The 25,238-nt window shown below is 70.4% G+C and carries 22 protein-coding genes; 16 read left to right on the top strand and 6 right to left on the bottom strand.

Going from position 1 to position 25,238, the window contains the following annotated elements:
• Nucleotides 1–11: 11 nt before the first annotated feature.
• Together ACIPYT_RS03245 and ACIPYT_RS03240 are read right to left on the bottom strand one after the other, a co-directional pair.
• A complete protein-coding gene (locus ACIPYT_RS03245; RefSeq protein ID WP_401070600.1) occupies nucleotides 12–1,421 on the bottom strand; it encodes an MFS transporter in 1,410 nt (469 codons plus the stop codon).
• 48 nt (nucleotides 1,422–1,469) lie between these two features.
• Nucleotides 1,470–2,384: an Lrp/AsnC family transcriptional regulator gene (locus tag ACIPYT_RS03240; RefSeq protein ID WP_401070598.1), complete on the bottom strand. Its 915-nt coding sequence runs from the start codon at nucleotides 2,382–2,384 to the stop codon at nucleotides 1,470–1,472.
• 221 nt (nucleotides 2,385–2,605) lie between these two features.
• Between ACIPYT_RS03240 and ACIPYT_RS03235 the strand changes: the two genes are divergently transcribed.
• The 4 genes from ACIPYT_RS03235 (at nucleotide 2,606) to speB (ending at nucleotide 8,366) form a co-directional block, all read left to right on the top strand.
• Nucleotides 2,606–3,928 carry an MFS transporter gene (locus ACIPYT_RS03235; protein WP_401070596.1) on the top strand — a complete coding sequence of 441 codons (1,323 nt, stop codon included), beginning with the start codon at nucleotides 2,606–2,608 and terminating at the stop codon, nucleotides 3,926–3,928.
• Nucleotides 3,929–3,994: 66 nt separating this feature from the next.
• Nucleotides 3,995–5,683, top strand: coding sequence for an amidohydrolase (locus ACIPYT_RS03230; protein WP_401070594.1), 1,689 nt, complete (start codon nucleotides 3,995–3,997; stop codon nucleotides 5,681–5,683).
• A gap of 86 nt (nucleotides 5,684–5,769) precedes the next feature.
• Entirely contained in the window at nucleotides 5,770–7,422 is a 1,653-nt protein-coding gene (locus tag ACIPYT_RS03225) for a thiamine pyrophosphate-binding protein (protein WP_401074730.1), read from the top strand.
• Entirely contained in the window at nucleotides 7,419–8,366 is a 948-nt protein-coding gene (gene speB, locus ACIPYT_RS03220) for an agmatinase (protein ID WP_401070592.1), read from the top strand. The genes ACIPYT_RS03225 and speB overlap by 4 nt, the downstream gene beginning before the upstream one ends.
• Before the next feature lie 175 nt (nucleotides 8,367–8,541).
• Here speB and ACIPYT_RS03215 read toward each other — a convergent pair whose 3' ends face one another.
• Nucleotides 8,542–9,387 carry a serine protein kinase RIO gene (locus ACIPYT_RS03215; protein WP_401070590.1) on the bottom strand — a complete coding sequence of 282 codons (846 nt, stop codon included), beginning with the start codon at nucleotides 9,385–9,387 and terminating at the stop codon, nucleotides 8,542–8,544.
• A gap of 251 nt (nucleotides 9,388–9,638) precedes the next feature.
• On the opposite strand from ACIPYT_RS03215, the gene ACIPYT_RS03210 reads away from it, so the two are divergent.
• Nucleotides 9,639–10,835, top strand: a complete 1,197-nt coding sequence (locus ACIPYT_RS03210) for an MFS transporter (RefSeq protein ID WP_401070588.1) — start codon at nucleotides 9,639–9,641, stop codon at nucleotides 10,833–10,835.
• Here ACIPYT_RS03210 and ACIPYT_RS03205 read toward each other — a convergent pair.
• Complete coding sequence (locus tag ACIPYT_RS03205) at nucleotides 10,832–11,743, bottom strand: helix-turn-helix domain-containing protein (RefSeq protein WP_401070587.1); 912 nt, start codon at nucleotides 11,741–11,743, stop codon at nucleotides 10,832–10,834. The two genes, ACIPYT_RS03210 and ACIPYT_RS03205, sit on opposite strands and share 4 nt — an antisense overlap.
• A gap of 93 nt (nucleotides 11,744–11,836) precedes the next feature.
• Between ACIPYT_RS03205 and ACIPYT_RS03200 the strand changes: the two genes are divergently transcribed.
• Nucleotides 11,837–12,298: a DUF3817 domain-containing protein gene (locus tag ACIPYT_RS03200; protein ID WP_401070585.1), complete on the top strand. Its 462-nt coding sequence runs from the start codon at nucleotides 11,837–11,839 to the stop codon at nucleotides 12,296–12,298.
• 21 nt (nucleotides 12,299–12,319) lie between these two features.
• Here the strand turns inward: ACIPYT_RS03200 and ACIPYT_RS03195 are convergent, their stop codons facing one another.
• Nucleotides 12,320–13,249: an NAD(P)/FAD-dependent oxidoreductase gene (locus ACIPYT_RS03195; protein WP_401070583.1), complete on the bottom strand. Its 930-nt coding sequence runs from the start codon at nucleotides 13,247–13,249 to the stop codon at nucleotides 12,320–12,322.
• A 206-nt stretch (nucleotides 13,250–13,455) separates the two neighbouring features.
• Here ACIPYT_RS03195 and dnaK point away from each other — a divergent pair, with 206 nt between their 5' ends.
• From dnaK to ACIPYT_RS03170, 5 genes are read left to right on the top strand one after another with little or no spacing between them, the layout of a single operon-like run.
• Complete coding sequence (gene dnaK, locus ACIPYT_RS03190; RefSeq protein WP_401070581.1) at nucleotides 13,456–15,321, top strand: molecular chaperone DnaK; 1,866 nt, start codon at nucleotides 13,456–13,458, stop codon at nucleotides 15,319–15,321.
• A gap of 2 nt (nucleotides 15,322–15,323) precedes the next feature.
• Nucleotides 15,324–15,950 carry a nucleotide exchange factor GrpE gene (locus tag ACIPYT_RS03185; RefSeq protein ID WP_401070579.1) on the top strand — a complete coding sequence of 209 codons (627 nt, stop codon included), beginning with the start codon at nucleotides 15,324–15,326 and terminating at the stop codon, nucleotides 15,948–15,950.
• Between the two features lie 7 nt (nucleotides 15,951–15,957).
• Nucleotides 15,958–16,941, top strand: coding sequence for a DnaJ C-terminal domain-containing protein (locus ACIPYT_RS03180; RefSeq protein ID WP_401070577.1), 984 nt, complete (start codon nucleotides 15,958–15,960; stop codon nucleotides 16,939–16,941).
• 32 nt (nucleotides 16,942–16,973) lie between these two features.
• Nucleotides 16,974–17,405 (top strand): heat shock protein transcriptional repressor HspR, encoded by a 432-nt coding sequence (locus ACIPYT_RS03175; protein ID WP_401070575.1) that lies wholly within the window; start codon nucleotides 16,974–16,976, stop codon nucleotides 17,403–17,405.
• Nucleotides 17,406–17,465: 60 nt separating this feature from the next.
• Entirely contained in the window at nucleotides 17,466–18,884 is a 1,419-nt protein-coding gene (locus tag ACIPYT_RS03170) for an FAD-dependent oxidoreductase (RefSeq protein ID WP_401070573.1), read from the top strand.
• 24 nt (nucleotides 18,885–18,908) lie between these two features.
• On the opposite strand, the gene ACIPYT_RS03165 is transcribed toward ACIPYT_RS03170, so the two are convergent.
• The gene (locus ACIPYT_RS03165; RefSeq protein ID WP_401070571.1) at nucleotides 18,909–19,616 is read right to left on the bottom strand and encodes a Pr6Pr family membrane protein; all 708 of its coding nucleotides are present in this window, start codon (nucleotides 19,614–19,616) and stop codon (nucleotides 18,909–18,911) included.
• A gap of 281 nt (nucleotides 19,617–19,897) precedes the next feature.
• Between ACIPYT_RS03165 and ACIPYT_RS03160 the strand changes: the two genes are divergently transcribed.
• The 5 genes from ACIPYT_RS03160 (at nucleotide 19,898) to ACIPYT_RS03140 (ending at nucleotide 25,237) form a co-directional block, all read left to right on the top strand.
• Nucleotides 19,898–21,220, top strand: coding sequence for an ABC transporter substrate-binding protein (locus tag ACIPYT_RS03160; protein ID WP_401070569.1), 1,323 nt, complete (start codon nucleotides 19,898–19,900; stop codon nucleotides 21,218–21,220).
• 78 nt (nucleotides 21,221–21,298) lie between these two features.
• A complete protein-coding gene (locus ACIPYT_RS03155; RefSeq protein ID WP_401070567.1) occupies nucleotides 21,299–22,189 on the top strand; it encodes a carbohydrate ABC transporter permease in 891 nt (296 codons plus the stop codon).
• The gene (locus ACIPYT_RS03150) at nucleotides 22,186–23,070 is read left to right on the top strand and encodes a carbohydrate ABC transporter permease (RefSeq protein WP_401070565.1); all 885 of its coding nucleotides are present in this window, start codon (nucleotides 22,186–22,188) and stop codon (nucleotides 23,068–23,070) included. Before ACIPYT_RS03155 ends, ACIPYT_RS03150 begins: the two co-directional genes overlap by 4 nt.
• Nucleotides 23,067–24,584, top strand: coding sequence for an L-fuculokinase (locus ACIPYT_RS03145; protein WP_401070563.1), 1,518 nt, complete (start codon nucleotides 23,067–23,069; stop codon nucleotides 24,582–24,584). The genes ACIPYT_RS03150 and ACIPYT_RS03145 overlap by 4 nt, the downstream gene beginning before the upstream one ends.
• Nucleotides 24,581–25,237 (top strand): class II aldolase/adducin family protein, encoded by a 657-nt coding sequence (locus ACIPYT_RS03140; RefSeq protein WP_401070561.1) that lies wholly within the window; start codon nucleotides 24,581–24,583, stop codon nucleotides 25,235–25,237. Before ACIPYT_RS03145 ends, ACIPYT_RS03140 begins: the two co-directional genes overlap by 4 nt.
• The last annotated feature ends 1 nt before the right edge of the window (nucleotide 25,238 follow it).

Here is a 25,238-nt window from a genome sequence, read left to right as displayed (position 1 = left end):
GCAGTCGAGACTCAGCGCGCGGTCGCCTTCACGGGCAGGAGCAGGAGGAATCCCGCGACGAGCACGAGCACGATGCCGACGATCCCGAACGCCGTCGCCCCCGTCAGCACGATCAGCAGGGTCCAGGCGCCCGACGACATCCAGCTCGCCGCGCGCCCCGTTGTGGCGTACAGGCCGAAGATCTCGCCCTCGCGCCCCGCCGGGGTGACCCGGGCGAGGAACGACCGCGCCGCCGCCTGCGCCGGGCCGACGAACGCGCACAGGATGAGGCCGCCGATCCAGAACACCACGGTGCCGGCATCCACGAGGAAGAACACGGCGAGACCCGCGACGATCATGGAGGCGAGCGAGACGAGGATGATGCGTTTCGGGCCGTACGTGTCGTCGAAGCGTCCCGCGATGATCGTCGAGACGCCCGCGATGAGGTTCGCGGCGATGCCGAAGATCACGAGCTCGAGGAACTCGAACCCGAACACCTGCCCGGCGATGATCGCGCCGAACGCGAAGACGCCGCCGAGACCGTCGCGGAACACCGCGCTCGACAGCAGGAACCAGAACGTGTTCCGCGTCTCGGGGTTGCGGTACAGCCCGACGACGTCCTTCACCAGCAGTGCGTATGACGCGAAGAATCCGACCTTGCGGTCGGGGCGGCCCAGCGACGGCTCCGGCACGTTGAGGAAGATCGGGATCGAGAAGACGATCGCCCAGATCGCGCAGCCCACCGCGATGATCCGGAACGGCAGACCGCCGTCCTCCGGCAGCCCGAACCAGTCGAGCATGTAGAACACGACCACGAGCACGAGAGCGAGGATGCCGCCGATGTAGCCGAAGCCCCAGCCGAGGCCCGAGATGCGCCCGACGGTCTTGGGGTTCGCGATGCCGATCAGCATGGCGTTCGAGTTCACGGCCGCGATCTCGCCGAACACCGATCCGGCGGAGATGAGCGCGACGCCGAGCCAGAACAGCGTCGGCGTCGGCTCGACGAACCACAGCCCCAGCATGCACGCGATCAGGGCGCCCGTGCCGATCCCGAGCCAGAGCTTCTGACGCCCCGCGGCATCCGCCCGCTGACCCAGCACCGGGGCGATGAGGAGGATCGCGATGCCCGCGATGGTCGATCCGAGCCCGAGGCCCGACGCGAGGTCGGCCTCGGCGGCCCTGCGGATCGGGTCGTTCTCGCCGAGCGCGGCGATGTCGGCCGGCAGGAACGCCTCGGTCGTCAGATACAGCGCCGTGAAGATGAAGGTGAGGATGACGGTGTTGAAGGGCTGCGTCGCCCAGTCCCACAGCGCCCACGAGAAGACCTGCTTCTTCGGCGCCGGCTCGTCGCCGCGCAGGTCGAGGCCGATGACGCCGACCGCGCCGCTGTTGGCCGTCGCGGCAGGCTCGGGCACCTCGCCGTTCTGGGGGGTTTCGCTCATGCTCGCAGTCTGGCGGCGCACGGTGAACGCGCGGTGACGGCGCGCCGGTCAGCGCCCGCCGACGCGCGCCGTGAGGTCGGGGGCGTGCAGGGTGCGGGCGTAGTCCTCCTTGAGCACGGCGAGATGCAGCCACGCCTCGATGCGGGTGACCCCTGCGAGCGATCGCAGCCTCTCGAGGCTCGCGTACAGCGCCCCCGCCGAGGGTTCGACCAGAGTCGCGACCGCGTCGAAGCGGCCGAGCGTGCGGGCGGCGAAGTCGATGCCCCGCCCGGTGCGGAGCTCCTCGATCACGGCCTCGTCGTCGTGGTTGAGATTGAGCCCCACGCCCATCGACAGCTGCCGGTGGGCGAGACCGCGCGCCTCGACCGCGCTGATCTTGATCACGCCGCCGTCGATCAGGCGCTGCACCCGCGTCGCGACGGCCGACGGCGACAGGCGCACGGCGTCGCCCAGGGCGCGGAAGCTCATCCGCCCGTCCGACTGCAGGTGCTCGATGAGGTCCTCGTCGATCGTGTCGAGCGTCACGTCGCCGTGGTAGTCCGAGACGAAGAACCCCTTCACGACGGTCGAGTAGATGATCGTGTTGATGTCGAGCACGCCGTCGACCGCACGGATCTGCGCGAGCAGGTCGTGCAGCTCCGCCATGGTGCCCAGGCGCACCTCGGTCACGAGATCGTGCGCTCCGCCGACGGCCGACACGAGCACGGTCTCGTTCATGTCGCGCAGATGCTCGGCCACGACCTCCACCGCGCCGTCGGTGCGGATCGAGACGTGCGCGAGCACGTGCTGACCGAGGAAGACCGGGTCGACGGCGGCGACGACCCGCACGGTGCGATCGTCGAGCATGGCCCTCAGCCGTGCCGCGACCGCGGCGCGCGACTGGTCGAGTCGGAGGGCGAGAGAGCGGATGCTGGCGCGACCGTCCTCCTGGAGCGCCCGGATCAGCTCTGCGTCGAAATCCATCGTCCCGCTCACATTCGTCAGTTTCCCGCGAACGCGCCGACGCGCGAACACAAGAGCAGTGTAGGCGCCTTCGCGACGGCTGAGAAGACCGATGATGCGCATTCCAGTGAACAGAACTCCAGTGAACGAGGCGTCACGCTGGAGTTCTGGCCTTGTCGGAGCCTCGCGGTGTCCGTAGCATCCTTCGCTATCCGAACATCTTCCGCAAAGGAGCGGGCCCCATGGCTTCCACCCACAGCAAGGCGCGTCGCGCAGGCATCGCCGCCTTCGTCGGCACCACGATCGAGTGGTACGACTTCTACGTCTACGCGACCGCCGCGGCGCTCGTGTTCGGCCCGCTGTTCTTCCCGAGCGGCGACCGTCTCGCCGAGACGGCCGCAGCGTTCGCGACCTTCGCCGTCGCGTTCCTCGTGCGCCCGCTCGGCGGCATCATCTTCGGTCACATCGGCGACAAGCTCGGCCGGCGCGTCTCGCTCGTGATCACGCTGCTGCTGATGGGCGTCGCGACCGTGCTCGTCGGCTGCCTCCCCACGTACGAGAACATCGGCATCCTGGCCCCGATCCTCCTGATCCTGCTCCGCGCGATCCAGGGTCTCGCGGTCGGCGGCGAGTGGGGCGGCGCGGTGCTCATGAGCGTCGAGCACGCCCCCGAGAAGTCCAAGACCTTCTACGGCGGGTTCACGCAGCTCGGCAACCCGGCCGGCGCGCTGCTCGCCTCGGGCATCTTCGCGATCATGTCGCGCGGCGGCGACACCTTCATCATGGACGGCGGATGGCGCATCCCGTTCCTCCTCTCGATCGTGCTCGTCGGCGTCGGCCTCTGGGTGCGCTACCGCGTCGAGGAGTCGCCGGTGTTCGAGAAGAAGATCGAGGGCCGCAAGCAGTCCATGCCGCTCGCCTTCGCGCTGCGCGCCAACTGGAAGCCGATCCTCCTCGGCATCGGCATCCTCCCGATCTCGACCGGCGGCTACTACCTCGCCACGACCTTCGCGACCGCCTACGCCACGGGTGAGCCGATCGCGATCAGCGAGCAGGTCATCCTCGACGCCATGACGATCGCCTCATTCGTCGAGTTCGTCGTCACGCTGCCCGTCGCCTGGCTGGGCGACAAGTGGGGCCGCAAGAACGTCATGTACATCGGTCTCATCACCTCGGTGCTCACGTTCGCGCCGTTCCTGCTGATCATGCCCGGACGCGTCGAGCCGCTCATCTTCCTGCTCGCCTCGCTCGTGCGCATCGCGATGAGCGCGACCTACGCCCCGATCGCCGCGATCCTCGCGCAGATGTTCCGTCCGCAGGCCCGCTACACCTCGATCGCGCTGTCGTACGGCGTCGGCGCCGCGGTGTGGGCCGGGTTCTCGCCCTGGTTCGCGACGCAGCTCATCGCCTGGACAGGCAGCGTCTGGTCGGTCATCGCGATGTTCATCGGCATGGCCGTCATCGCCGGCATCTGCACGCGCCTCGCGCCGCAGCACTCCGACGAGGCGCCGGTCACGGCCTCGTTCGCGGCCCGCACCGACACCACGGCGAACCGGCTGCCCTGACCCGGCCACCCGCCGATCCGACCGCCCGCCCCGTCCCACCCGCATCGACAGCGAACAGGCCCTCCCATGCGAAAGCTCACCCCCTTCGACCGTTCCGCGCAGACGACGCCGCGGCTGTTCATCGCTCGCGCGATCCACACCGTGGATGCCGCCGGCGCGACCGTCACGGCGATGCTCACCGATCGTGGACGGATCGTCGCTCTCGGCACTCCCGCGGAGTGCGAGCAGGCGGCGGATCGGGCGGGTCTCGCCCCCGAGGTCGTCGACCTGGGCGATGCGGTCGTCGTGCCGGGATTCGTCGACGCGCACGCGCATCCGCTCATGTTCGGGCAGATGATGACGTGGGTCGACTGCGGGCCCGCGAAAGCGGGCAGCATCCCCGAGATCGTCGCGCTGCTGCAGGCCGCCGCGGCCGAGGCGCCCGAAGGGCGGCCCGTGCGTGGATACGGCTACGAGCAGCGCAACCTCGCCGAGAAGAGGCATCCCACCCGCTTCGAGCTCGACCAGGTGTCGACCGAACGGGAGGTGTACCTCATGAACGCCTCGGGGCACGGCGGCGTCGTGAACTCGCGCACGTTCGCCGTGAACGGCGTCGACCGCGACACCCCGAACCCCGACGGCGGCGAGTTCTTCCGCGACGCCGACGGCGAGCTGACCGGTGAGATCTCGGATGCCGCGTGCAACATCCTCACGGGCGTGCACGGCGTGAAGATCGGCCACCACGGCCCGAACTTCCACCTGGCCGACGAGCCCGAGGAGCACCTGCGACAGCTGGATGCCGCGACGCAGCGCTTCCTCGCCGGGGGCGTCACGTCGATCGGCGACTGCCAGGTCACCCGCCGCGAGTTCGACATGTACCTGCGCCTCGCCGAGGCCGGCGGACTGCCCGTGCGGGTGTCGATGTACCTGCTGTCGCACCTTCTCGACGAGGCGCTCGAGATGGGCATGGTCGGCCAGTTCGGCAACGCGCACCTGAGTTTCGCGGGCATCAAGTTCTACGCCGACGGCACGCTCGGCGGGTGGACGGCGTACTTCCCCGACGGCTACGTGGGCGACCCGTGCCGCACCGGTCAGCTGTACCACGAGCCCGCCGACTACGCAGCGCTCATCGCCAAGGCGCACGCCGCGGGGCTGCAGACCGCGACGCACGCGCAGTCGCCCACCGCGATCGAGATGGTCGTCTCGGCGATCGAGGCGGCCCTGGCCGAGAACCCCGACGGCGACGCCCGCCACCGCATCGAGCACTGCGGCCTGCCGACGCCCGAGCAGATCACCCGCATGGCCGCGGCCGGCATCCGTCCCGTGAACCAGACGCAGCACTACTTCAACTGGGGCGAGGGCGTCGAGGAGGCGATCGGCACCCCGGGCGAGCGCTTCAACCCCCTGGGCGAGTTCGAGCGCGCCGGTGTGCCCATGACGATCTCCTCGGATGCTCCGGTCGCCGACCCCATCCCGCTCGAGGCGATCCAGACCGCCGTGACGCGGGTGACGCGCCGCGGCCACTCGCTGGGCCCCGCCGACCTGCGCATCAGCGCCGCCGCGGCGCTCCGCGCCCACACCTACGAGGGCGCCGTGTCGATCGGGCGTGAAGACGACCTGGGCTCGCTCGAGGTCGGCAAGTACGCCGACTTCGCCGTGCTGTCGGACGACCCGCTCGCGGTCGCGGCCGAGGACATCGCGTCGATCGCCGTGCGCGAGACCTGGGTCGACGGCGAGCGCCGGCACGCGGCCGTGCGCGCCGAGGTCTCGGCGTGAGCGCATCGGTGAGCGAGTCGGTGAGCGAGTCGGTGAGCGAGTCGGTGAGCGAGTCGGTGAGCGCATCGGTGAGCGAGGATCGGAGCATGACGCACCCGCAGCACGACCTCGCCGCGCCCTACGCCGACACCGCCGGTCGCGCGGTGCTCGAGACGATCCGCGGGTACGGGGTCGACGCCGTGTTCGGCATCCCCGGCACGCACAACCTCGAGTTGTACCGTCCACTCGCCGATCTCGGCATCCGCGCCGTGACGAACCGCCACGAGCAGGGATCCGGCTACGGCGCCGACGGCTGGGTGCAGCAGACCGGTCTGCCCGGCGTCGTCATCACGACCTCGGGCCCCGGTCTCCAGAACGCCATGAGCGCGATCGGCACCGCGTTCTGCGAGTCGAGGCCGCTGCTCGTGCTGTCTCCGGGCGTCGCGCTCGGCGCCGAGTTCGCCGACGTCGGCACGCTGCACGAGACCAAGGACGCGACGGCCATGGTCGGTGCGATCGCCGAGTGGTCGCGCCGCGTGACCTCCGCCGCCGAGGCCGTGGATGCCGTGCACGATGCGTTCGCGCTGTTCCGCACCGGCCGACCGCGCCCCGTGCACATCGAGATCCCGCTCGACGTGCTCGAGGCTCCCGCCGACGTCTCCGCCGAGGCGCGGCGACCGCGCCCGCTCCCGCCGCGCGTCTCCGGCGACCCGGCGGCGCTCACGGACGCGGCCCGGCTGCTGTCGTCGGCCGAGCGTCCCGTGATCGTGGCGGGCGGCGGGTCGACGGATGCCGGGCACGAGCTCACCGCGATCGCCGAACGCCTCGGCGCGCCGGTGCTGACGACGCTGAACGGCAAGGGCGTCGTCGACGAACGGCATCCGCTCTCGCTCGGCTCGAACCTGCGCCTCGCGGCTGCGCGCGCCGTCGCCGAAGACGCCGACGTGCTGCTCGTCGTCGGGTCGAAGCTGGGTGAGGCCGAGCTGTGGGCCCCTCGTCTGGACGCACGCGGTGCGGTCGTGCGCGTCGACATCTCGCCCGCGCAGCTCGACAAGAACCTCGCAGCGACCGTCGGCCTCACCGGAGACGCGTCGGCTGTGACGGGCGAGATACTCGCGCGGCTCACCGCCGACGCGCGACCCGGGCGCGACCTGAGCGCCGAGCGCGCCGCGATCGCGCAGGAGATGCGCGACGTGCTGCCCGAGACCGTCGCGCTCGCCGAGGTCATCGCCGAGGCGCTGCCCGACGACGCGATCGTGGCCGGGGACTCCTCGCAGATCGTCTACCTGGCTCTCGGCAGCGTGCTGGCCTCCCGGCATCCGCACACCCTGCTGTACACGCCCACGTATGCCACGCTCGGCTACGGCCTGCCCGCCGCGATCGGCGCCCGGGTCGCGCAGACCGAGCATCCCGTCGTCACCGTGATCGGCGACGGCGCGCTCATGTTCTGCGTCAATGAGATCGTGACGGCGGTCGAGCAGCGGCTCGACGTCACGATCGTGTGCGTCGACAACGGCGGCTACGCCGAGATCCGTCAGAACGAGGTCGACCGCGGCATGACGCCGGTCGGCGTCGACCTCGTGCAGCCCGACTGGACGGCGCTCGCGACGGCCTTCGGTGCGCACGGTCGCCGGGTCGACTCGCGTGCCGACATCGTGCCGAGCATCCGCGAGGCGATCGCGACCGGCGGGGTGCAGCTCGTGCACATCCCGCAGGATGCGGTCGCCGGAGAACTCCGAGAGAACAGGACCACCGCATGACCGAGAACATCGGGCCGATCGACGCCTCCGTGAACCCCCGCTACTCCGGGATCGCCACCTTCGCGCGCCTTCCGCGTCTCGAAGACGTCGAGCGCGCCGACATCGCCGTGGTCGGCATCCCGTTCGACTCGGGCGTGAGCTACCGCCCCGGCACCCGGTTCGGTCCGTCGCACGTGCGGGAGTCCTCGCGTCTGCTGCGTCCCTACAACCCCGCGCAGGACGTGTCGCCCTTCGCCGTCGCGCAGGTCGTGGATGCCGGAGACATCCCCGTCAACCCGTTCGACCTCACCGCGGCCGTGACCGAGGTCGAGACGGCGGCCCGCGCACTCGGCGAGCAGGTGCAGCGCATCGTCACGATCGGCGGCGACCACACGGTCGCGCTGCCCCTGCTGCGCGCGGTCGCCGCGAAGCACGGGCCCGTCGCGGTGCTGCACTTCGACGCGCACCTCGACACGTGGGACACGTACTTCGGCGCGCCCATCACGCACGGCACGCCGTTCCGCCGGGCGAGCGAGGAGGGCCTGATCGACCTCACCGCGAGCTGCCACGTCGGCACCCGCGGGCCCCTCTACTCGAAGCAGGATCTGGAGGACGACGCGCGCCTCGGCTTCTCGATCGTGTCGAGCGAGTACATCGAGGAGCACGGCGTCGAGGCCGGCATCCGACGCATCCTCGACCGCATCGGCGACCGGCCGCTCTACGTGTCGATCGACATCGACGTGCTCGACCCCGCGCACGCGCCCGGCACAGGCACCCCCGAGGCCGGCGGGCTCACGAGCCGCGAGCTGCTGCGCATCCTCCGCTCGCTGCGGTCGCAGAACATCGTGGGCGCCGACGTCGTCGAGGTCTCGCCCGCCTACGACCACGCGCAGATGACCGGCATCGCCGCGAGCCATGTCGTGTACGAGCTCGTGACGCTGCTCGCCGCGCAGCTCGCCCGCTGACCCCGACCCTCGCGTCCCGCGTCAGAACTCCGGAGATCCGGGTGCTCCAGCGCCGTTCTCGCCCCGTTACGGTGCGGGCGGTGCGATTCTCCGGAGTTCCGACGCGAGGGTGCACGGGCAGCGGGGAGGGTGCCGCGGCATCCGAGCGGGTGCCGCGGCTTCTCGATCCGGGGTGTCACACGAAGGATGCCGCGAGCAGCTCGGCGAAGAGGTCCTCGGCGTCGCACTCCACGCGGCGGCGGGCGAACCACTCGCACACGTTGACGCAGTCGCGGTGCAGCAAGTCGAGACCCTGCGGATTCGCGATGATGTCGACGATCTGCGGCAAATCGATCACGCGCACCCGGCCTTCGTGGATGAGCAGGTTGTACGCCGACAGGTCGCCGTGCGCGAAGCCCGCGGCCGCGAAGATCCGCATGATCTCCGCGATCTGGACGTGGTACCCGGCGAGCTCCTCGCGGCTCGCACGCACCTGCGCGAGCCGCGGAGCCGCCGTGCCGGCCGCGTCGCCGAGGAACTCCATCAGGATCTCCGTGCCGTTCACCTGCACGGGGTACGGCACGGGCGCCCCCAGCTCGTGCATGCGGCACAGGGCGTCGAACTCGGCGATGGACCAGGCGGATGCCGCGACCTCGCGCCCGTGCGCGGACTTCTTGGCGAGCGCGCGGGCGTCGCGGGTGTTCTGCACGCCGCGGCCCTCGGTGTACATCGCCGAGCGGTGGAAGCTGCGGTTCTCCTCGCCGCGGTAGCGCTTGGCGGCCAGCAGGGTGCGCTGCGACGGGTCGCCGGGGACGGCGCGCTCCAGCAGGAACACGTCGGCCTCCTTGCCGGTCTTGAGGATGCCGAGCTCGGTGTCGTGCGCGCCGGCATCCGTCACCACCCATTCCGGCCAGGGCAGCGGACCCCGCTGGGTGGGGATGGTGGTCGGCCAGGTGGTCCAGCGCTGGCCGTCGCCGGGGTCGACGTCGGCGAAGGAGAGAGAGGTCTCGAGTGCGTCGAAGGACGCGAGGGGATCGGTCACGGTACGTGGCTCCAGAGGATCGGAGACCACGCGGGCGGCGGCCTCAGGGAAGGATGTCGGCGGAGGGAGCGACAAAGACGTTCGTCATGTCTTCTGCTCCTCTCGCTCGGTCTTCCCGGGGTGATCCCGGTGCGCCGTCGACTCTACCCCGCATGCCGCCGGTCTGTCACGACCATCGACGCCGGACGAACGGTCGGATGCCGCGGACGCCGCGTCGGGCGCGCGGGCCCGCACGCGGGAAAGCTGGAAGCATGACCACGACCGCCCCCGTTCCCGTGACGACCACCCGCGCCGATCGCATCCGCTACGGCGGACTCATCGTGCTGATGCTGATGGGCTTCCTGCTCGTCACGGCCGAGTTCCTCCCCAACGGCGTGCTCACCGAGATGGCCGACGCCCTCGGCGTGACGCCGGGGCAGGCGGGCCAGACCGTCACGGTCACGGCGCTCGTCGGACTCGTGGTCGCGCCCACGGTGGGCCTGATCTTCCCGCGGCTCGACCGCCGTTCGCTGCTCGTGTGGATGGCGCTCGCCGCGGCCGTGTCTAACCTCGTCGTCGCGATCGCCCCGAACCTCCTGATCGTGCTGCTCGCGCGGTTCCTGCTGGGTGCCGCGATCAGCGCCTTCTGGGCCATGTCGATCACGGTCGCGGTGCGCCTCGCCGGCCCTGAGCACCTCGGCCGCGGGGTGATGTTCACGTCGGCGGGCGTCTCGCTCGCGACCGTCGCGGGTGTGCCTCTCGGCGTCATGCTCAGCGAGATCGTGAACTGGCAGACGGTGTTCGCGATCGCCGGCGTGCTCATGGTGCTGCTCGCGGTCGCGCTCCGGTTCGTGCTCCCGTCGGTGCCGGCGGAGCAGGCGTCCAGCATCCGCCTCCTGGTCGACACTCTGCGTCGTCCGGGGATCGGACTCGGGATGCTGGGACACGTGCTCGTGGTGCTCGGGCACTTCCTCGCCTACACGTACGTGCGTCTGGCGCTCGAGAGCATCCCGGGCGTCGACGCCTCGACCATCGTGATCCTGCTCGCCGTGTTCGGCGTCGGCGGACTCGCGGGCAACCTGTCGATCGGACTGATCATCGACCGGCGCTTCGCGTTCTTCTCGGTCTTCGCGCCGCTCGTGATCGCGGCGTCCGTGCTGTCGATGGTCCTGCTCTCCGGCACGGTGCTCGGCGTCGGTGTGATCGTGCTCGTGTGGGGCTTCTTCTTCTCGTCGTGGCTGCTCGTCGCGAACACCTGGGTCGGACACCGCATGCCCGACCGCCTGGAGGCCGGCGGCAGCCTGGTCGTCGTGGGATTCCAGGGCGCGATCGCGCTCGCGGCGGGAGTCGGCGGACTGCTGGTCGACACTCTCAGCATCCAGCTCGTGTACGTGATCGGCGCCGTCGTGCTGCTGCTCGGCGCGCTGCTGTTCGGGGCGTCGAACCGGGTGGCCCGGGCTCGCGGCTAGGCCGGGACGGCCGCGTGCGCGGCGCGCCACGATGACGGGGTCATCCCCGTGCGGCGACGGAAGGCGCGGCTGAACCCCTCGTCCGAGGCGTAGCCCAGCGCGCGCGAGGTCTGCGACACCGAGAGGCCGGACTCCAGCATCCGCTTGGCCTCGTCGATGCGCACCTCGGTGACGTAGTCGGCGGGGGAGCGGCCGATCGCGGTGCGGAACCGCTCGGCGAACACCGAGCGCGACATCGCCCCCACGCTCGCGAGGCTCTCGACCGTCCACTCGCGGCCCGGCTGCTCGTGGATCGCGTCGACCACGCGGTCGAGGAAGGGATCGGATGCCGCGGGCCAGCCGGCCGGGGCGCAGCCGTTCGCTGCCCACGCGCGGATGACCGACAGCAGCACGGTCTGCGCCATCATGCGGCAGATGAGCGGGTCGCCCTGGCGTGCGGGGGACCCGGGCGGGTCGGTCGGGCCCATGCTGCCCGCGAGCGCCGCCGCGGCGGGCTCGAGCGCGTCGAACGCGGTGACCGTGACGGGATCGGGCAGCGCATCGGTGAGCGCACGGGCGCTCGGCGAGAACGCGAGATCGAACACCACGAGGTCCGCTGCGACGTCGGCTTCGAGCGCGACCGCGGTGCGGCCCAGCGTGAGGAAGGCATCGCCGACCGACAACGAGGCGGTGTGCGGGGTCTCGTCGACGGCGATCGAGGTCGAGGCGCGGTCGATGTCGAGCCGGCATCCGACCGACAGCGGCGGGTGTCCGTGCACCGCACCCGCGGCGACGTACACGAGCGACGCGGATCCTGCGGGCAGCGGCAACAGTCCGCCGGGCTCGATGGCCGCGCGACGGGCGACGCCGAGCGTGAGATCGACGGAGTCGAGCACGCGCGTCAGCGCGGAGGGGTCGGCGATCACCATGCCTTCGGCAACGCCCCCGCGGGCTCCGGTATTCCGGCCCGGGGACTCATAGGGACCCCGGCTACGCTGGCAGGACCCCACCCGAGGAGTCCCGTGTTCCGTGCACCCGGCCGTCTGTACCGTGTCCTGGCGATCGCGGAGGCGATCACCTGGACCATCCTGATCGCGGCGATCATCGCCCGTGCCCTCGGAGCGCCGGGCGTCGTCGTCACGATCGGCGGCGGCATCCACGGCTTCGTGTTCCTCGCCTACGCGGCGACCGCGGTTCTCGTGGCCCTCAACCAGCGCTGGCACGTCGGCGTGGCGGTGGTCGCGGTCGCGAGCGCGGTGATCCCGTACGCCACGATCCCCACCGAGATCTGGCTGCAGCGCACCGGGCGGCTCGCCGGCGACTGGCGCCTGGAGCAGACCGCCGACCCGCGCGACGCGCGCTGGTACGACCGGCTCATGCGGTGGTTCCTGCGTCGCCCGTGGGTGCTCGCGGTCCTGCTCGCGGTCGGCATCGTCGCGCTGTACGTGATCCTGCTGCTGGTCGGCCCTCCCGGCGGCAAGTGATCGGATGCCGGTGGCCGGCGCTCAGTGCGCGAAGACCACTCCCACGGCATCCCGCACGATGGTCCTGGCGGCCTGCGCTCCTGCCCCCGCGGCCACGATGAGCTGCTGCGGTCCCGGGACGGTCGCGTCCCCCGCGGCGTAGAGGCCCGCGACGTCTGTGCGCCCTCCGCGGTCGACGACGATGAGTCCGTGGCCGTCGATCGCCGGCGCGGTCTCGTGAAGGAACGAGAGGTCGCTCGACCACTCCGGACGCACGAATCCGCCCTCGACCGGGATGGTCGTCCCGTCGTCGAGCCGCACGGCCTCGATCCGGCCGCGGTCGCCGACAAGCTCCGCGATCCGCGCGCGCCGCACCGCCACCCCGGTCGCGAGCAGCTCGGTCTCCTGGGCGGTCGTGACCGCATCCGAGCCGTTCGTGAACACCGTGAGGCTCCGCGTCCAGTGGGCGATCAGTCGCGCGCGGTCGGCGAGGTCGGGGGTCTCGCCGATCAGGGCCAGCCGCCGACCCTGCAGCTCCCAGGCGTCGCACGCGGTGCAGCTGAACAGGCTCATGCCGTAGAAGCCGCGCAGGTTCGGCACGTCGGGCAGTGTCTCGCGCAGCCCGGTCGCGAGCATCACGCGACGTGCGGTCACCGTCTCGGTGGGTTCGCGTCGTCCGAGCGCGGCGACGAACCCGTCGCCCTCCCGACGCAGCGAGAGCACGCGAACCCGCGAGCGCACCTCGACGTCGGGATAGGCGTCGAGCTCGGCGCGGGCGAGACGACGCAGCTCATACGGGGGCACGCCGTCACGCGTGAGGAACCCGTGGGAGTTCATGGTCGCGGCGTTGCGCGGGCGGTCGGCGTCGACGAGCAGCACCCGCATGAGCGATCGGCCGAGGTTGAGCGCGGCCGAGAGCCCCGCGGGTCCGCCGCCCACGATCAGGGCGTCGTAGGGGGTCGTATCGTCCAAAGCGCACCTCCGTCATCTCCATCCTGCCAGCGATCGGTAAGGGTGGCCTTACCCAGAAGCCCCGAATCAAAAGTTGAGCGAACTCATATCAAGTTTGTTTGACAGCATCCGGGGGGTCGGAGTACAGTTGAGTCATCGCGACTCAGGTTTCCCTGGTCGCCCCGGATTTTCCGACCATCAGACCCCGCAATACAAAGGAGAACAACATGGCACGTGCTGTGGGAATCGACCTCGGTACGACGAACTCCGTCGTCAGCGTCCTCGAGGGCGGCGAGCCGAAGGTCATCGCCAACGCCGAGGGCTTCCGCACCACCCCCTCGGTGGTCGCGTTCACGAAGGACGGCGAGGTGCTCGTCGGCGAGACCGCCAAGCGCCAGGCCGTCACGAACGTCGACCGCACCATCGCCTCCGTCAAGCGCCACGTCGGCACCGACTGGTCGTTCGACGTCGACGGCAAGAAGTGGACGCCGCAGGAGATCTCCGCGCGCATCCTCCAGAAGCTCAAGCGCGACGCAGAGTCGTACCTGGGCGACACCGTGACGGATGCCGTCATCACCGTCCCCGCGTACTTCAACGACGCCGAGCGTCAGGCCACCAAGGAGGCGGGCGAGATCTCGGGCCTCAACGTCCTGCGCATCATCAACGAGCCGACCGCGGCCGCCCTGGCCTACGGCCTCGACAAGGGCAAGGAGGACGAGCTCATCCTCGTCTTCGACCTCGGCGGCGGAACCTTCGACGTCTCCCTCCTCGAGGTGGGCAAGGACGACGACTTCTCGACCATCCAGGTGCGCGCCACCGCCGGTGACAACCGCCTCGGCGGCGACGACTGGGACCAGCGTCTCGTCGACTTCCTCATCAAGCAGTTCAAGGAGACCTCTGGCGTCGACGTCTCGGGCGACAAGATCGCCCTGCAGCGCCTCAAGGAGGCCGCTGAGCAGGCGAAGAAGGAGCTCTCCTCCTCGACCTCGACCAGCATCAACCTCCCGTACCTGTCGCTGACGGAGTCGGGCCCGGTGTCGCTGAGCGAGACCATCACCCGCGCGAAGTTCGAGGACCTCACGAAGGACCTCCTCGACCGCACGAAGAAGCCGTTCGAAGACGTCATCCGCGAGGCGAACATCAAGGTCGCCGACATCGACCACATCGTGCTCGTGGGTGGATCGACCCGTATGCCCGCCGTCGCCGAGCTCGTCAAGCGCGAGACCGGCAAGGAGGCCAACAAGGGCGTCAACCCCGACGAGGTCGTGGCCGTGGGCGCAGCCCTGCAGGCCGGTGTCCTCAAGGGCGAGCGCAAGGACGTCCTGCTGATCGACGTGACCCCCCTGAGCCTCGGCATCGAGACCAAGGGCGGCATGATGACCAAGCTCATCGAGCGCAACACGGCCATCCCGACCAAGCGCAGCGAGACGTTCACGACGGCCGACGACAACCAGCCGTCCGTCGCGATCCAGGTGTTCCAGGGCGAGCGCGACTTCACGCGCGACAACAAGCCGCTCGGCACGTTCGAGCTGACCGGCATCGCCCCGGCTCCCCGTGGCATCCCGCAGATCGAGGTCACGTTCGACATCGACGCGAACGGCATCGTGCACGTGTCCGCCAAGGACAAGGGCACCGGCACCGAGAAGTCGATCGTCATCTCCGGCGGCTCGTCGCTGTCGAAGGAGGACATCGAGCGCATGGTGCGCGAGGCCGAGGAGCACGCCGCGGAAGACAAGCAGCGCCGTGAGGCCGCCGAGGTCCGCAACCAGGCCGAGACGCTCGCGTACTCGATCGACAAGCTGCTGACCGAGAACGACGACAAGCTGCCCGAGGACGTGAAGACCGAGGTCAAGGCCGACGTCGACGCGCTCAAGACGGCGCTCGCCGGCGAGGACGAGGATGCGGTCAAGACCGCCTTCGACAAGCTCAACCAGTCGCAGGGTCGCATCGGCGAGGCGCTGTACGCGTCCTCGCAGGCGGATGCCGCGGCCGGCGCCTCGGCCGAGGGCGACGCCCCGGCCGGTGACGACACCTCCTCCGACGAGGACGTGATCGACGCCGAGGTCGTCGACGACGAGGACGAGAAGAAGTAATCATGACCGACAAGAACTTCGACGACAACGCCGAGGTTCCGGGCGAGGGGTCGGATGCGCACGCATCCGGCCCCGCGCCGCAGAACCCGGACTCCGACGAGGCGCGTGCGGCCGAGGGCTCGGACGATGCGGACTTCACGGTCGACGACATCCTGAACGCCGACCAGACGGCGGAGGCCGCCGCCGGCGATTCGGATGCCGCGCTCGCGGACGCGGAGGACGCACTGCTGCACGATCTCAAGCGTCTGCAGGCCGAGTACGCGAACTACCGCCGCCGCACCGAGGAGCAGCGTCAGGTCGAGATCGAGCGCGCGAAGGGCGAGGCCGCCAAGGGCCTCATCCCGGTGCTCGACGATCTCGCCCGCGCCGACCAGCACGGCGATCTGGTCGAGGGCACGCCCTTCGCCGCGATCGCCGAGAAGGTGCGCTCGGTGGTCGACCGCCTCGGCGTCGTCTCGTACGGCGCGGCGGGCGAGGAGTTCGACCCGCAGCGCCACGAGGCGATCTTCCAGCAGCCCACGCCCGGCGCCACCACGACGACGATCCTCGAGGTCGTGGAGGTGGGCTACCGCCTCGGCGACGTCGAGCTGCGGCCCGCGAAGGTCGTGGTCGCCGTCCCGGCGGAGTAGGTGATCGATGGCTAGCCAGGACTGGTTCGACAAGGACTTCTACAAGACCCTCGGGGTCTCGAAGGACGTCAGCGACGCCGATCTCAAGAAGACGTACCGCAAGCTCGCCCGCAAATACCACCCGGACTCCAACCAGGGGGACGAGAAGGCGGAGGCGAAGTTCAAGGAGATCAGCGAGGCGTACTCGGTGCTCTCCGACGCCGAGCAGCGCAAGGAGTACGACGAGATCCGCGCGATGGGCTCGGGTGCCCGCTTCACGGCGGGCGGCCAGGGCGGTGGCGGCTTCGAAGACGTCTTCAGCCGGTTCGGCCAGCAGGGTCGAGGGCAGTCCGCCGACTTCGAGGACATCTTCGCGATGTTCAACCAGGGGCAGGGCGGCTCGTTCGGCTCCGGCCGGTTCGGGCAGCCGTCGGGCGGGTTCCGTGGCTTCGGCGGCCCCCAGCGGGGCGCCGACGTCACGGCGCGCACCACGCTCGACTTCGCCACGGCCGTGCAGGGCGACACGATCAGCCTGCAGGGTGAGGACGGCAAGCCGTTCAAGGTGAAGATCCCCGCGGGCGTCTCCGACGGGCAGAAGATCCGTCTGCGCGGCCGAGGCCGCCCCTCGCCCGACGGCGGGGAGAGCGGCGACATCGTGGTGCAGATCACGGTGCGACCGCATCCGGTCTTCACGCGCGAAGGGCTCAATCTGCGCGTCGTGGTGCCGGTGACGTTCACCGAGGCCGCGCTGGGCGCGACGATCGAGGTGCCGACGCTCGGCGGCGACACCGTCAAGCTGCGCGTCGCACCCGGCACCCCCTCGGGGCGTGTGCTGCGCGTCAAGGGGCGCGGGGTGTCGACGAGCAAGGGCACCGGCGACCTGCTCGCCGAGCTGCAGATCGCGGTGCCCTCGCACCTCGACGATGCGGCGAAGGAGGCGCTGGAGAAGTTCCAGTCCCTCGAGCCCGCCGAGAACCCGCGCGCCGACCTGATGGCGAAGGCGCGCCGATGACGACCGCGAACACCGGAGAGAGGTGACCCTCCATGGCTGATCAGCAGATGGATGCCGATACCCCGGTGTTCGCGATCGCCGTCGCGGCCGAACTCGCGGGCATGCACCCGCAGACGCTGCGGCAGTACGACCGGATCGGACTCGTCGTCCCCGGTCGTACGTCGGGCGGTTCGCGGCGCTACTCGACCCGCAACATCGAGCAGCTCCGCGAGGTCGCGCAGCTCTCGTCCGAGGGCGTCAGCCTTCCCGCGATCGCGCGCCTGCTCGACCTCGAAGACGAGAACCGGATGCTGCGTCGCCGCGTCGCCGAGCTCGATGCCGCCCTCCGCGCCGAGCGCGAGAACCGACCGGGGGTCCGCGTGTTCGCGGCCGGCTCCGCCGGTGTCGTGCCGATGCCGTCCGGTCGCCGGATCCGGCGGTCGACGGAGGTCGTGCTCTGGCATCCGGGCAGCGGTCGCGGCTGACGGCGGCCCGCCGCGACCACACCATCCATCCTGGGGCGGTATCGTTGCGACACGATGAGGATGACGCGTCGCACTCTGCTGATCGGCGCCGGAGCCGGCGTCCTGGGAGTCCTGTTGGCCTCCTGCACGCCCGAGCCGGTGCCCACGCCCACGCGCACCCCGACTCCCACCGCGCGGCCGACCGGCGGTGCGATCAGTCCGGCGGCGTTCGCGCGGAGCGCATGGACGACCGACCCGTTCTCCCTCGGCGCCGCGAGCTTCACGCCCGCCGGCACGCAACAGAACTCCCGCGACGCCCTGGCCGAACCGGTCGATGATCGCGTGTTCCTGGCCGGTGAGGCGACCGACTCCGAAGCGCCGGGAACGATCGACGCCGCGCTGCGGTCGGGTGAGCGCGCTGCCGAAGACGTGCTCCGCGTCGGTGGGGGCGGAGAACGCGTCGCGGTGATCGGCGCGGGTCTCGCCGGGGCCGCAGCAGCCTCGCGCCTGGTCGCCGCCGGAGCCGAGGTCACGGTGTTCGAGGCGCGCGAGCGCCTCGGCGGGCGCGTGCAGACGGTCGTCGACGACGAGGCGTGGCCGGTGCCCGCCCAGCTCGGCGGGTGGCTCCTCACTGCCGCCGACACCGAGATGCTCGCGCAGATCACGCGACTCGACATCCGCTCGGCGACGCTGACGACGCCGCTGTGGCGCTCAGCCGACGACGACGTCGACCCCGTCTCCGACGAGCCCGTGCAGGCGGCGATCGCGGCGGGGCAGCAGCAGCCCGCCGACGTCGCGCTGGCCGAGGCGCTCGAGGCCGCTGGTGTCGATCCGGAGGAGCCCGGCATGGCTGCGCTGCTCGCGGCGGTGTCGGCGGCATCCGGCTCCGACCCCGACGAGGCGTCGACCTGGTTCCCGCCGGCGTTGCCCCCGACCGAGCGCACGGCGCCGCTCGGCGACCTCGGGCCCCTGTTCGACGACCTGCTCGACGGCGCGAAGGTCAGTCTGTCGTCGGCCGTCTCCCGTGTAGCCTACGACGAGGCGGGAGTGAGCCTGGGCGTCGCGTCGGGAGAGTCGCTGTCGTTCGACCGTGTGATCGTCACCGTGCCGCTCGGAGTGCTGCAGGGGAAGGGACTGGAGTTCAGCCCCGCGCTGCCGTTCTCGCACCGCGGCGCGATCGCCGAGCTGGGCATGGGGCGCATCGAGACCGTGTGGATGCGATTCGAGGAGTCGCCGTTCGCGGCCGCAGCGGGCGAAGCCGCCGAGGGCGACGGGGCCGCGGGCGACGCCGTCGATCCGTCCACCGCGCCGAGCGTGTGGCACGTGGTCGGCGGAGACGCGCTGATCCGCACCTGGTTCGATCTCGCTCCGGCGACGGGCGAGAGCATCGTGGTGGGCATCGTGGGCGGTGAGGACGCGGCGACGTTCGCCGACCTCGACGACGACGGGGTGCTCGAAGCCGCCGTCGCCTCGCTGGCGCCGTTCCTCGCGACGCCCTGAGCGCCCGGCGGCGCGGGTCCTGCGTCAGACGGGCGGGCGGGCGTGGCCGCGCCGCCGCATCCTGCTCACGAGCACGATGATCGCGGCGACGCCGGCGAAGATCGCGAGGGCGATGCCGCTCGTCAGCAGGAACTCCGGCGGTCCGGACACCTGCCGCGGGTCGAGGAAGTAGTACGGGTACCAGCCGACCGAGGGGCCGCGCCACAGCGTCACCCCGCCCCACGCGAGCGGGAAGGCCAGCGCTGTCGGCACCACCCACCACGGCACGCCGCGGTGGCCGGGCGTCAGCACCCACGCGATCGCGGTGCACGCAGGCAGGTAGAAGTGCAGCACCTGGTCGGACCACGGGACGTCGACGCGGATGCCGCGGAGCCCGGCCTGCCAGACGATCAGCGCGAACGCGAGCCCGGCCGTGATCGTCCAGGTGAGCACGAGCGCCAGAGCGACCGTGAACCACCGCGGGTCGGCGGGGCGCGAGAACGCGAGCACGGCCCCGACCACGAGCACCGCGACCAGTGCGCAGTTGGACTGCACGGTGAGGTAGGCGAAGAAGTTCTCTCCCGCGATCGTGCGCGAGCTGATGCCCCAGAACAGGCGGTGCACGAGGGCCACGGTGCACACGGTCGCCGCGGCCAGGCGCAATGCGCCGAAGACCGCTCGCGCCCTCACCGTCGTCGCCAGATCCTCCCCCGACGCTCGGGTCGCGTCGTATCGGCGCTCGGGTCGCGCCATCCGGCGAGTCTACGGAAACGGGCTGAGGGTGCGGGCCGCATCGCCGGGAGGACCGCATCGCCGGGACGACCGCGGAGATCGCAAGGAACGCGATCCCAAGGAATCGCGGATCGACGTCTCACGCGCTTGCGAATTCGAAAGTGCCGAGAACGGAAAACACAAGAACAGAAAGAGAATCACCAATCTGGCCTGATTTCCTGGTCTCGAATACGCAAATAAACCTAAACTGACCTCGTTCGGCGCACGCCGAAGACTTCTACGACGATGTAAGGGGTTTGCGAATGAAGCTCAGAAAGAGCCTGGCCGTCGCCGTCGCCGGCGCGGCAGCCGTGGGACTCACCGCCTGTGCCGGCGGTGCCGCACCCACCCAGACCGGCGGCGGGGGCGACGCCGACACCGTGACGTTCCGCTCGTGGAGCCCGATCGAGCAGACCACGCGCCAGATGATCGAGGCCTTCGAGGCCGAGAACGAAGGGTCGTCGATCGATGCGACGATCTTCAACTACCCGGAGTACCTCGTCGACCTGCAGAGCCGCGCGAGCTCGAACACGATGCCCGACATCGTGGGCCTCCAGCCCGGAGCCCTCACCCAGCAGTACCGCGACAACCTCATGCCGCTGCAGGACTGCGCCGCGGAGACCTGGGGCGACGACTGGCAGGACCGCTTCTACCCGATCGGCATCGAGCAGTCCCGCATGGGCAACCCCGAGGGCGACGAGAACTTCTACTCGCTGCCGATCCTCACCCAGACCGTGAACCTGTGGGCGAACTCGAACATCTTCGACGAGGCCGGCCTCGAGGTCCCGAAGACCTGGGACGACCTCAAGAGCGTCACGGAGGAGCTGTCCGGCGGAGACGCCGCGCCGTTCCTGCTCCCCGCCAAGGACTCCTGGCTCCGCAACGTCGTGTTCCTGCAGATCGCCAACAACGTCTCGCCCGGCACCGTCTACGAGGCCGAGGACGGCACCATCCCCTGGACCGACCCCGCGATCGTCGAGGCCTTCACCTACTGGAGCAAGCTCTTCAGCGACGGCATCGCCCAGGACGGCGCGATCGGCCTCGACGCCTACCCGTCGGCCGTGAACCAGTTCGAGGCGGGCAACGCCGCGATGATCCCGCTCGGCGCCTGGTGGATCCAGCAGTCCGACCCGACGAAGTCCGACATCCCGCCGCTGTCCGAGGGCATGTCCGGCTACGAGCCGTTCCTGTTCCCGACGATCCCCGGCGGGGCTGCGGAGTCGCAGTTCGTCGGCGGCATCGACGTGAGCCTCGGCATCTCGAAGAACACCGCCAACCCGGACCTCGCCTGCAAGGTGCTCACCGACTTCATCGCCGGCTCCGGCGCGCAGAAGCTCGTCAACACCATGAACGACGTGCCCGCCGTGACCGGTCTGTCGCCCGAGGAGTTCACGAGCCAGAAGCAGGAGGACATCTGGAACCTCTTCGTCGACGACTGGCTGCCGAAGGTGCAGTACTCGCGCTACTTCGAGTCGCCCAAGCTCGACCAGGCCGTCGCCGACGCACTCGCCGCGATCGCGACCGGCGACGCGACGCCCGAGGAGGCGGCAGCCTCCGTGCAGGCCGTGCAGGACACGCTGAACTGACCGACCCCGCCGTCGCGGATCCGGAGCGCCCTCGCCCCGGATCCGTGACGGCGCCCACCCGCCTCGAGGGGAGCGCGCGTGAAGATACTGACCCGCGAGCGTCTGGTCGGCCTGGCCTTCCTGGCTCCGACCCTGATCCTGTTCGCCGTCTTCGTCGTCTATCCGATCGTCTACAACGTCCAGGCCAGCACGCTGGACTGGGACGGCGTGAACGCCGGCACGTTCGTCGGCGCCGGCAACTACGGTGAGCTGTTCCAGGACCCGACGTTCCTCATCACGCTGCGCAACTCGGCGTTCTGGATCGTGCTGACCATCATCCCGCAGGCGCTCATCGGGTTCCTGCTCGCGGTGGCGCTCAATCAGGGCCTCCGCGGCAGCACGCTCTACCGGGCCATCTTCTTCATCCCCGCGATCCTGTCGCCGGTCGTGGTCGGCATCGTCTGGCAGCGGATCCTCGATCCGTTCAACGGAGTGCTCACGAGCCTCGGCAAGGCCACGGGCCTCGAGTTCCTCGGCGGCGACTACCTCACCGATCCGAAGACGGCGATCTTCGCGGTGATCTTCGTGAACGTGTGGATGTGGACCGGGTTCTCGATGCTGTTCTACCTCGCCGGTCTGCAGCTGATCGACCCGAGCCTCGTGGAGGCCGCGCGCATCGACGGCGCGAACGGATTCCAGACCATGGTGCGCATCACCTTCCCCCTGCTGAAGACGACGACGCTGTCGCTCGTGCTGCTCGGGATCATCGGGTCGCTCAAGACCTTCGAGCTCGTGTACGTGCTGACGCAGGGCGGCCCCAACCACGCGTCGGAGATGCTGCCGACCTTCGCGTTCCTCGAGGCGTTCCAGCTGCAGAACGTCGGCTACGCCTCGACCATCAGCGTCGTGCTGCTCGTGATCGCCGTCGTCAGCTCGCTGTCGATGGTGCGCGTGTTCGGCGCCGGATTCATCACGGGAGACGAGAAGTGACCGAGACCAGGACGCTGATCGTCCCCGACGCCCGTCGCCGCCGCGCGGCCCGCAGCCACGGCGCCCCCGGGCGTCGCGTGGGCTGGCTGCACCTCGTGCTCATCCCGCTCGCGGTGCTCTGGCTCATCCCGATCATCATGGTCGTCGGGCTGTCGCTCATGCCGCCGAACAACCCCACGACGCAGTGGTTCGGGATGTTCCCGCAGGAGTTCAGCATCCGCAACTACCTGACGATCTGGGAGCAGAACCCGATCCTGCTCCACCTGCTCAACAGCCTGCTCATCACGGTGCCCTCGGTGGTGCTCGTGTGCCTGCTCGGCTCGATGGCGGCGTTCGCGCTGGCCCGGCTGCGCGTGCCGCTCAAGGCGCTGATCTTCGGCATCCTGATCCTCGCCCTGATCCTGCCGATGTCGAGCATCGTCGTCGCGACGTTCCGCATCCTGCAGTCCATGCAGCTGTACAACAACATCGCGGGTCTCGTGCTCGTGTACACCGCGCTGGGGCTGCCGTTCGCGGTCATCATCATCCGCACCTCGTACCTCGCGATCCCGCTCGAGACCTACGAGGCCGCGCGACTCGACGGTGCGAACGCGTGGCAGATCTTCTGGCGCATCTACCTGCCGCTCGGCAAGCCCGCGCTCGCGGTCGTGGCCGTCTGGCAGACCATGATGAGCTGGAACGACTTCCTGCTGCCGCTCGTGACCCTGGGCGACAACGAGCTCAAGCCGCTCACGCTCGTACCCCTCGCCTATCGGGGCATGTACCTGTCGCAGCCGGGCGCGCTGTTCGCGATCCTCGTGCTCATCTCGGTGCCAGTCGTGCTGCTGTTCGTCTTCATCCAGAAGTACCTGGTGAACGGGCTCTCGGGGGCGATCAAGTGAGCGTCCTCGGGCTCGACCTCGGCACGAGCGGGGTGCGCGCCGTGGCGTTCGCTCTCGACGGCCGCGTGCTCGGCAGCGCATCCGCGTCGCTCGAGCTTCACAGACCCGCCCGCGACCGTGTCGAGCTGGATGCGGCCGCGCTCATCGTCGCGGCCGAGTCGGTCGTGCGCACCGCGGCGGCATCCGCCGCGGACGCGGACGACCCCGTCGAGGCCCTCGCTCTCAGCGTGCTCGGCGAGGCGGTCGTGCCGATCGACGGCACGGGCGCGCCTCTCGCTCCCGTCGCCGTGAGCATGGATGCCCGGGGGCACGGCGCGGCTGCGGCCCTGGGGGAGCGGATCGGGGGCGAGCGCTTCGCCGCGATCACCGGCCAGCCGCTGCACGGCATGTTCTCGGTGTTCAAGATCGCTGCGGGCGACGAGCGCTGGCGGGATGCCGCGGGCTACCGCTGCATGGGCGACCTGCTGGCCGAGCGGTGGACCGGCACGGCCGGGATCGACCTGTCGCAGGCCGCGCGCACCGGGCTGCTCGACGTCGCGACGGGGCGGTGGAGCACGGAGCTGCTCGACGCCTTCGCCGACACGGCGCCGTGGATCGCGGAGTCCCGACTCCCCGTGCCCGTGCCGGGCGGGCAGGCGATCGGCACGCTCACCGAGGCTGCCGCGGAGCAGCTGGGCCTCGCGCGGGATGTGCTCGTGGTGGCCGGAGCTCACGACCAGGCCGCCGCGTTCCTGGGGGCGGGCGGTGTCGCCGGCATCCGGTCCGTGATCGCCTTCGGGTCGAGCGACTGCCTTACGGTCGCAACGGCGTCGCGGCCGGTCGGCCTCGGATCGACGGGTTTCGCCTCGTACCGCATCGACGACGACCGCTGGATCACCCTGGCCGGCACCGCTGCCGGCGGATGGGCGCTGCAGTGGTTCGCGGGCATCGTCGGCTCGACGGTCGGCGAGGTGTTCGGCGCTCTCAGCCCGCATCCGCCGGCCCTGCTGCTGCTGCCGTACCTCGCGGGCAGCGGCACGCTCGACAACGACCCGCAGGCGCGCGGCGTGCTGCACGGACTCACCCTCGAGACCACGGTGCCCGAGATCGCGCGGGCCGTCGCCGAGTCCGCTGGGTTCGAGTTCCGCACCATCGTCGACGCCTTCACCGCGCACGGCGTGGACACCGGCGACCTGGTCGTGACGGGTTCCGGTGCGGAGAACACCGAGGCCCTGCAGGCCCGAGCGGATGCCACCGGTCTGCCCCTCACGCCCGTGACGCCGGATGCCTCGGCGCGGGGCGCCGCCGTGCTCGCCGCCACCGCGCTCGGCGCGGATCCCGCGGGGCTGCTCGCGCCGATCACGGCATCCGCCGCCGTCCCGATCGCCGAGCATGCCGATTGGTACGCGCGCCAGCGCCGCGCCTACCGCGACCTCTATCTCGTCACGCGCGACATCGCGGCGCATCTCGCCGCGCCCGCGGACGCATCGGACCACCGCAACGAATCCGGCCACCAGAAGGAGAACACGCCATGACCGACACGCTGTCCCGCACGGGATTCGACATCGACGCCGCTCGGAAGGAGATCCTCGACTACTGCCTGCGGTCGATGGAGTACGGCCTGAACTTCAACACGCAGGGCAACATCAGCATCCGCGTCCCGGGCGTCGAGGACCGCTTCCTCATCACCCCGACCGACCTGGAGTACGACCGCATGGTGCCCGAGGACATCGTGCTGGTCAACGGCGACAGTGAGGTGATCGACGGTCGCCTCGGACCCTCCAGCGAGGTCACGGTGCACATGGCGGTCTACAGGCGGCGGCCCGATGTGAACGCGATCGTGCACTCCGAGCCCGTCTTCTCGAACGTGTGGGGCGTCGTCGGATCGCCGATCCTCGGGACCCTCGTGAACATGGTGATCTACACCAAGGGCGACGTGCCGATCATGCCGTTCGAGCTCAGCAACAACACCGAGTTCGGCGAGCACATGTGCGACGCGATGGGCGACCTCAACGCGGTCGTGTGGGCCAACCACGGTCTGCTCACGGTGGGGTCGAACCTGCGCGACGCGTTCAAGACCAGCGTGGCGGTCGAGTCGGCCGCCAAGGTGCAGGCCTACGCCCGGGCGCTGACGGATACGCCGATCGTGCTCGACTACGACAAGCTCGGCATCACCGAAGCGCTCTGAC

The sequence above is a fragment of the Microbacterium sp. NPDC089695 genome, from assembly GCF_044749085.1.
In the GTDB taxonomy this organism is placed as follows: Bacteria; Actinomycetota; Actinomycetes; order Actinomycetales; family Microbacteriaceae; genus Microbacterium.
Note: the sequence above shows the minus strand (reverse complement) of the source record. Positions and strands in the feature narration are given on the sequence as shown.

Excerpts from the sequence above, each read along its gene's own strand:
- ACIPYT_RS03245 (WP_401070600.1), bottom strand. The coding sequence starts at position 1,421 with ATGAGCGAAACCCCCCAGAACGGCGAGGTGCCCGAGCCTGCCGCGACG.
- ACIPYT_RS03240 (WP_401070598.1), bottom strand. The coding sequence starts at position 2,384 with ATGGATTTCGACGCAGAGCTGATCCGGGCGCTCCAGGAGGACGGTCGC.
- ACIPYT_RS03235 (WP_401070596.1), top strand. The coding sequence starts at position 2,606 with ATGGCTTCCACCCACAGCAAGGCGCGTCGCGCAGGCATCGCCGCCTTC.
- ACIPYT_RS03230 (WP_401070594.1), top strand. The coding sequence starts at position 3,995 with ATGCGAAAGCTCACCCCCTTCGACCGTTCCGCGCAGACGACGCCGCGG.
- ACIPYT_RS03225 (WP_401074730.1), top strand. The coding sequence starts at position 5,770 with ATGACGCACCCGCAGCACGACCTCGCCGCGCCCTACGCCGACACCGCC.
- speB (WP_401070592.1), top strand. The coding sequence starts at position 7,419 with ATGACCGAGAACATCGGGCCGATCGACGCCTCCGTGAACCCCCGCTAC.
- ACIPYT_RS03210 (WP_401070588.1), top strand. The coding sequence starts at position 9,639 with ATGACCACGACCGCCCCCGTTCCCGTGACGACCACCCGCGCCGATCGC.
- ACIPYT_RS03205 (WP_401070587.1), bottom strand. The coding sequence starts at position 11,743 with ATGGTGATCGCCGACCCCTCCGCGCTGACGCGCGTGCTCGACTCCGTC.
- dnaK (WP_401070581.1), top strand. The coding sequence starts at position 13,456 with ATGGCACGTGCTGTGGGAATCGACCTCGGTACGACGAACTCCGTCGTC.
- ACIPYT_RS03185 (WP_401070579.1), top strand. The coding sequence starts at position 15,324 with ATGACCGACAAGAACTTCGACGACAACGCCGAGGTTCCGGGCGAGGGG.
- ACIPYT_RS03180 (WP_401070577.1), top strand. The coding sequence starts at position 15,958 with ATGGCTAGCCAGGACTGGTTCGACAAGGACTTCTACAAGACCCTCGGG.
- ACIPYT_RS03175 (WP_401070575.1), top strand. The coding sequence starts at position 16,974 with ATGGCTGATCAGCAGATGGATGCCGATACCCCGGTGTTCGCGATCGCC.
- ACIPYT_RS03170 (WP_401070573.1), top strand. The coding sequence starts at position 17,466 with ATGACGCGTCGCACTCTGCTGATCGGCGCCGGAGCCGGCGTCCTGGGA.
- ACIPYT_RS03165 (WP_401070571.1), bottom strand. The coding sequence starts at position 19,616 with ATGGCGCGACCCGAGCGCCGATACGACGCGACCCGAGCGTCGGGGGAG.
- ACIPYT_RS03160 (WP_401070569.1), top strand. The coding sequence starts at position 19,898 with ATGAAGCTCAGAAAGAGCCTGGCCGTCGCCGTCGCCGGCGCGGCAGCC.
- ACIPYT_RS03140 (WP_401070561.1), top strand. The coding sequence starts at position 24,581 with ATGACCGACACGCTGTCCCGCACGGGATTCGACATCGACGCCGCTCGG.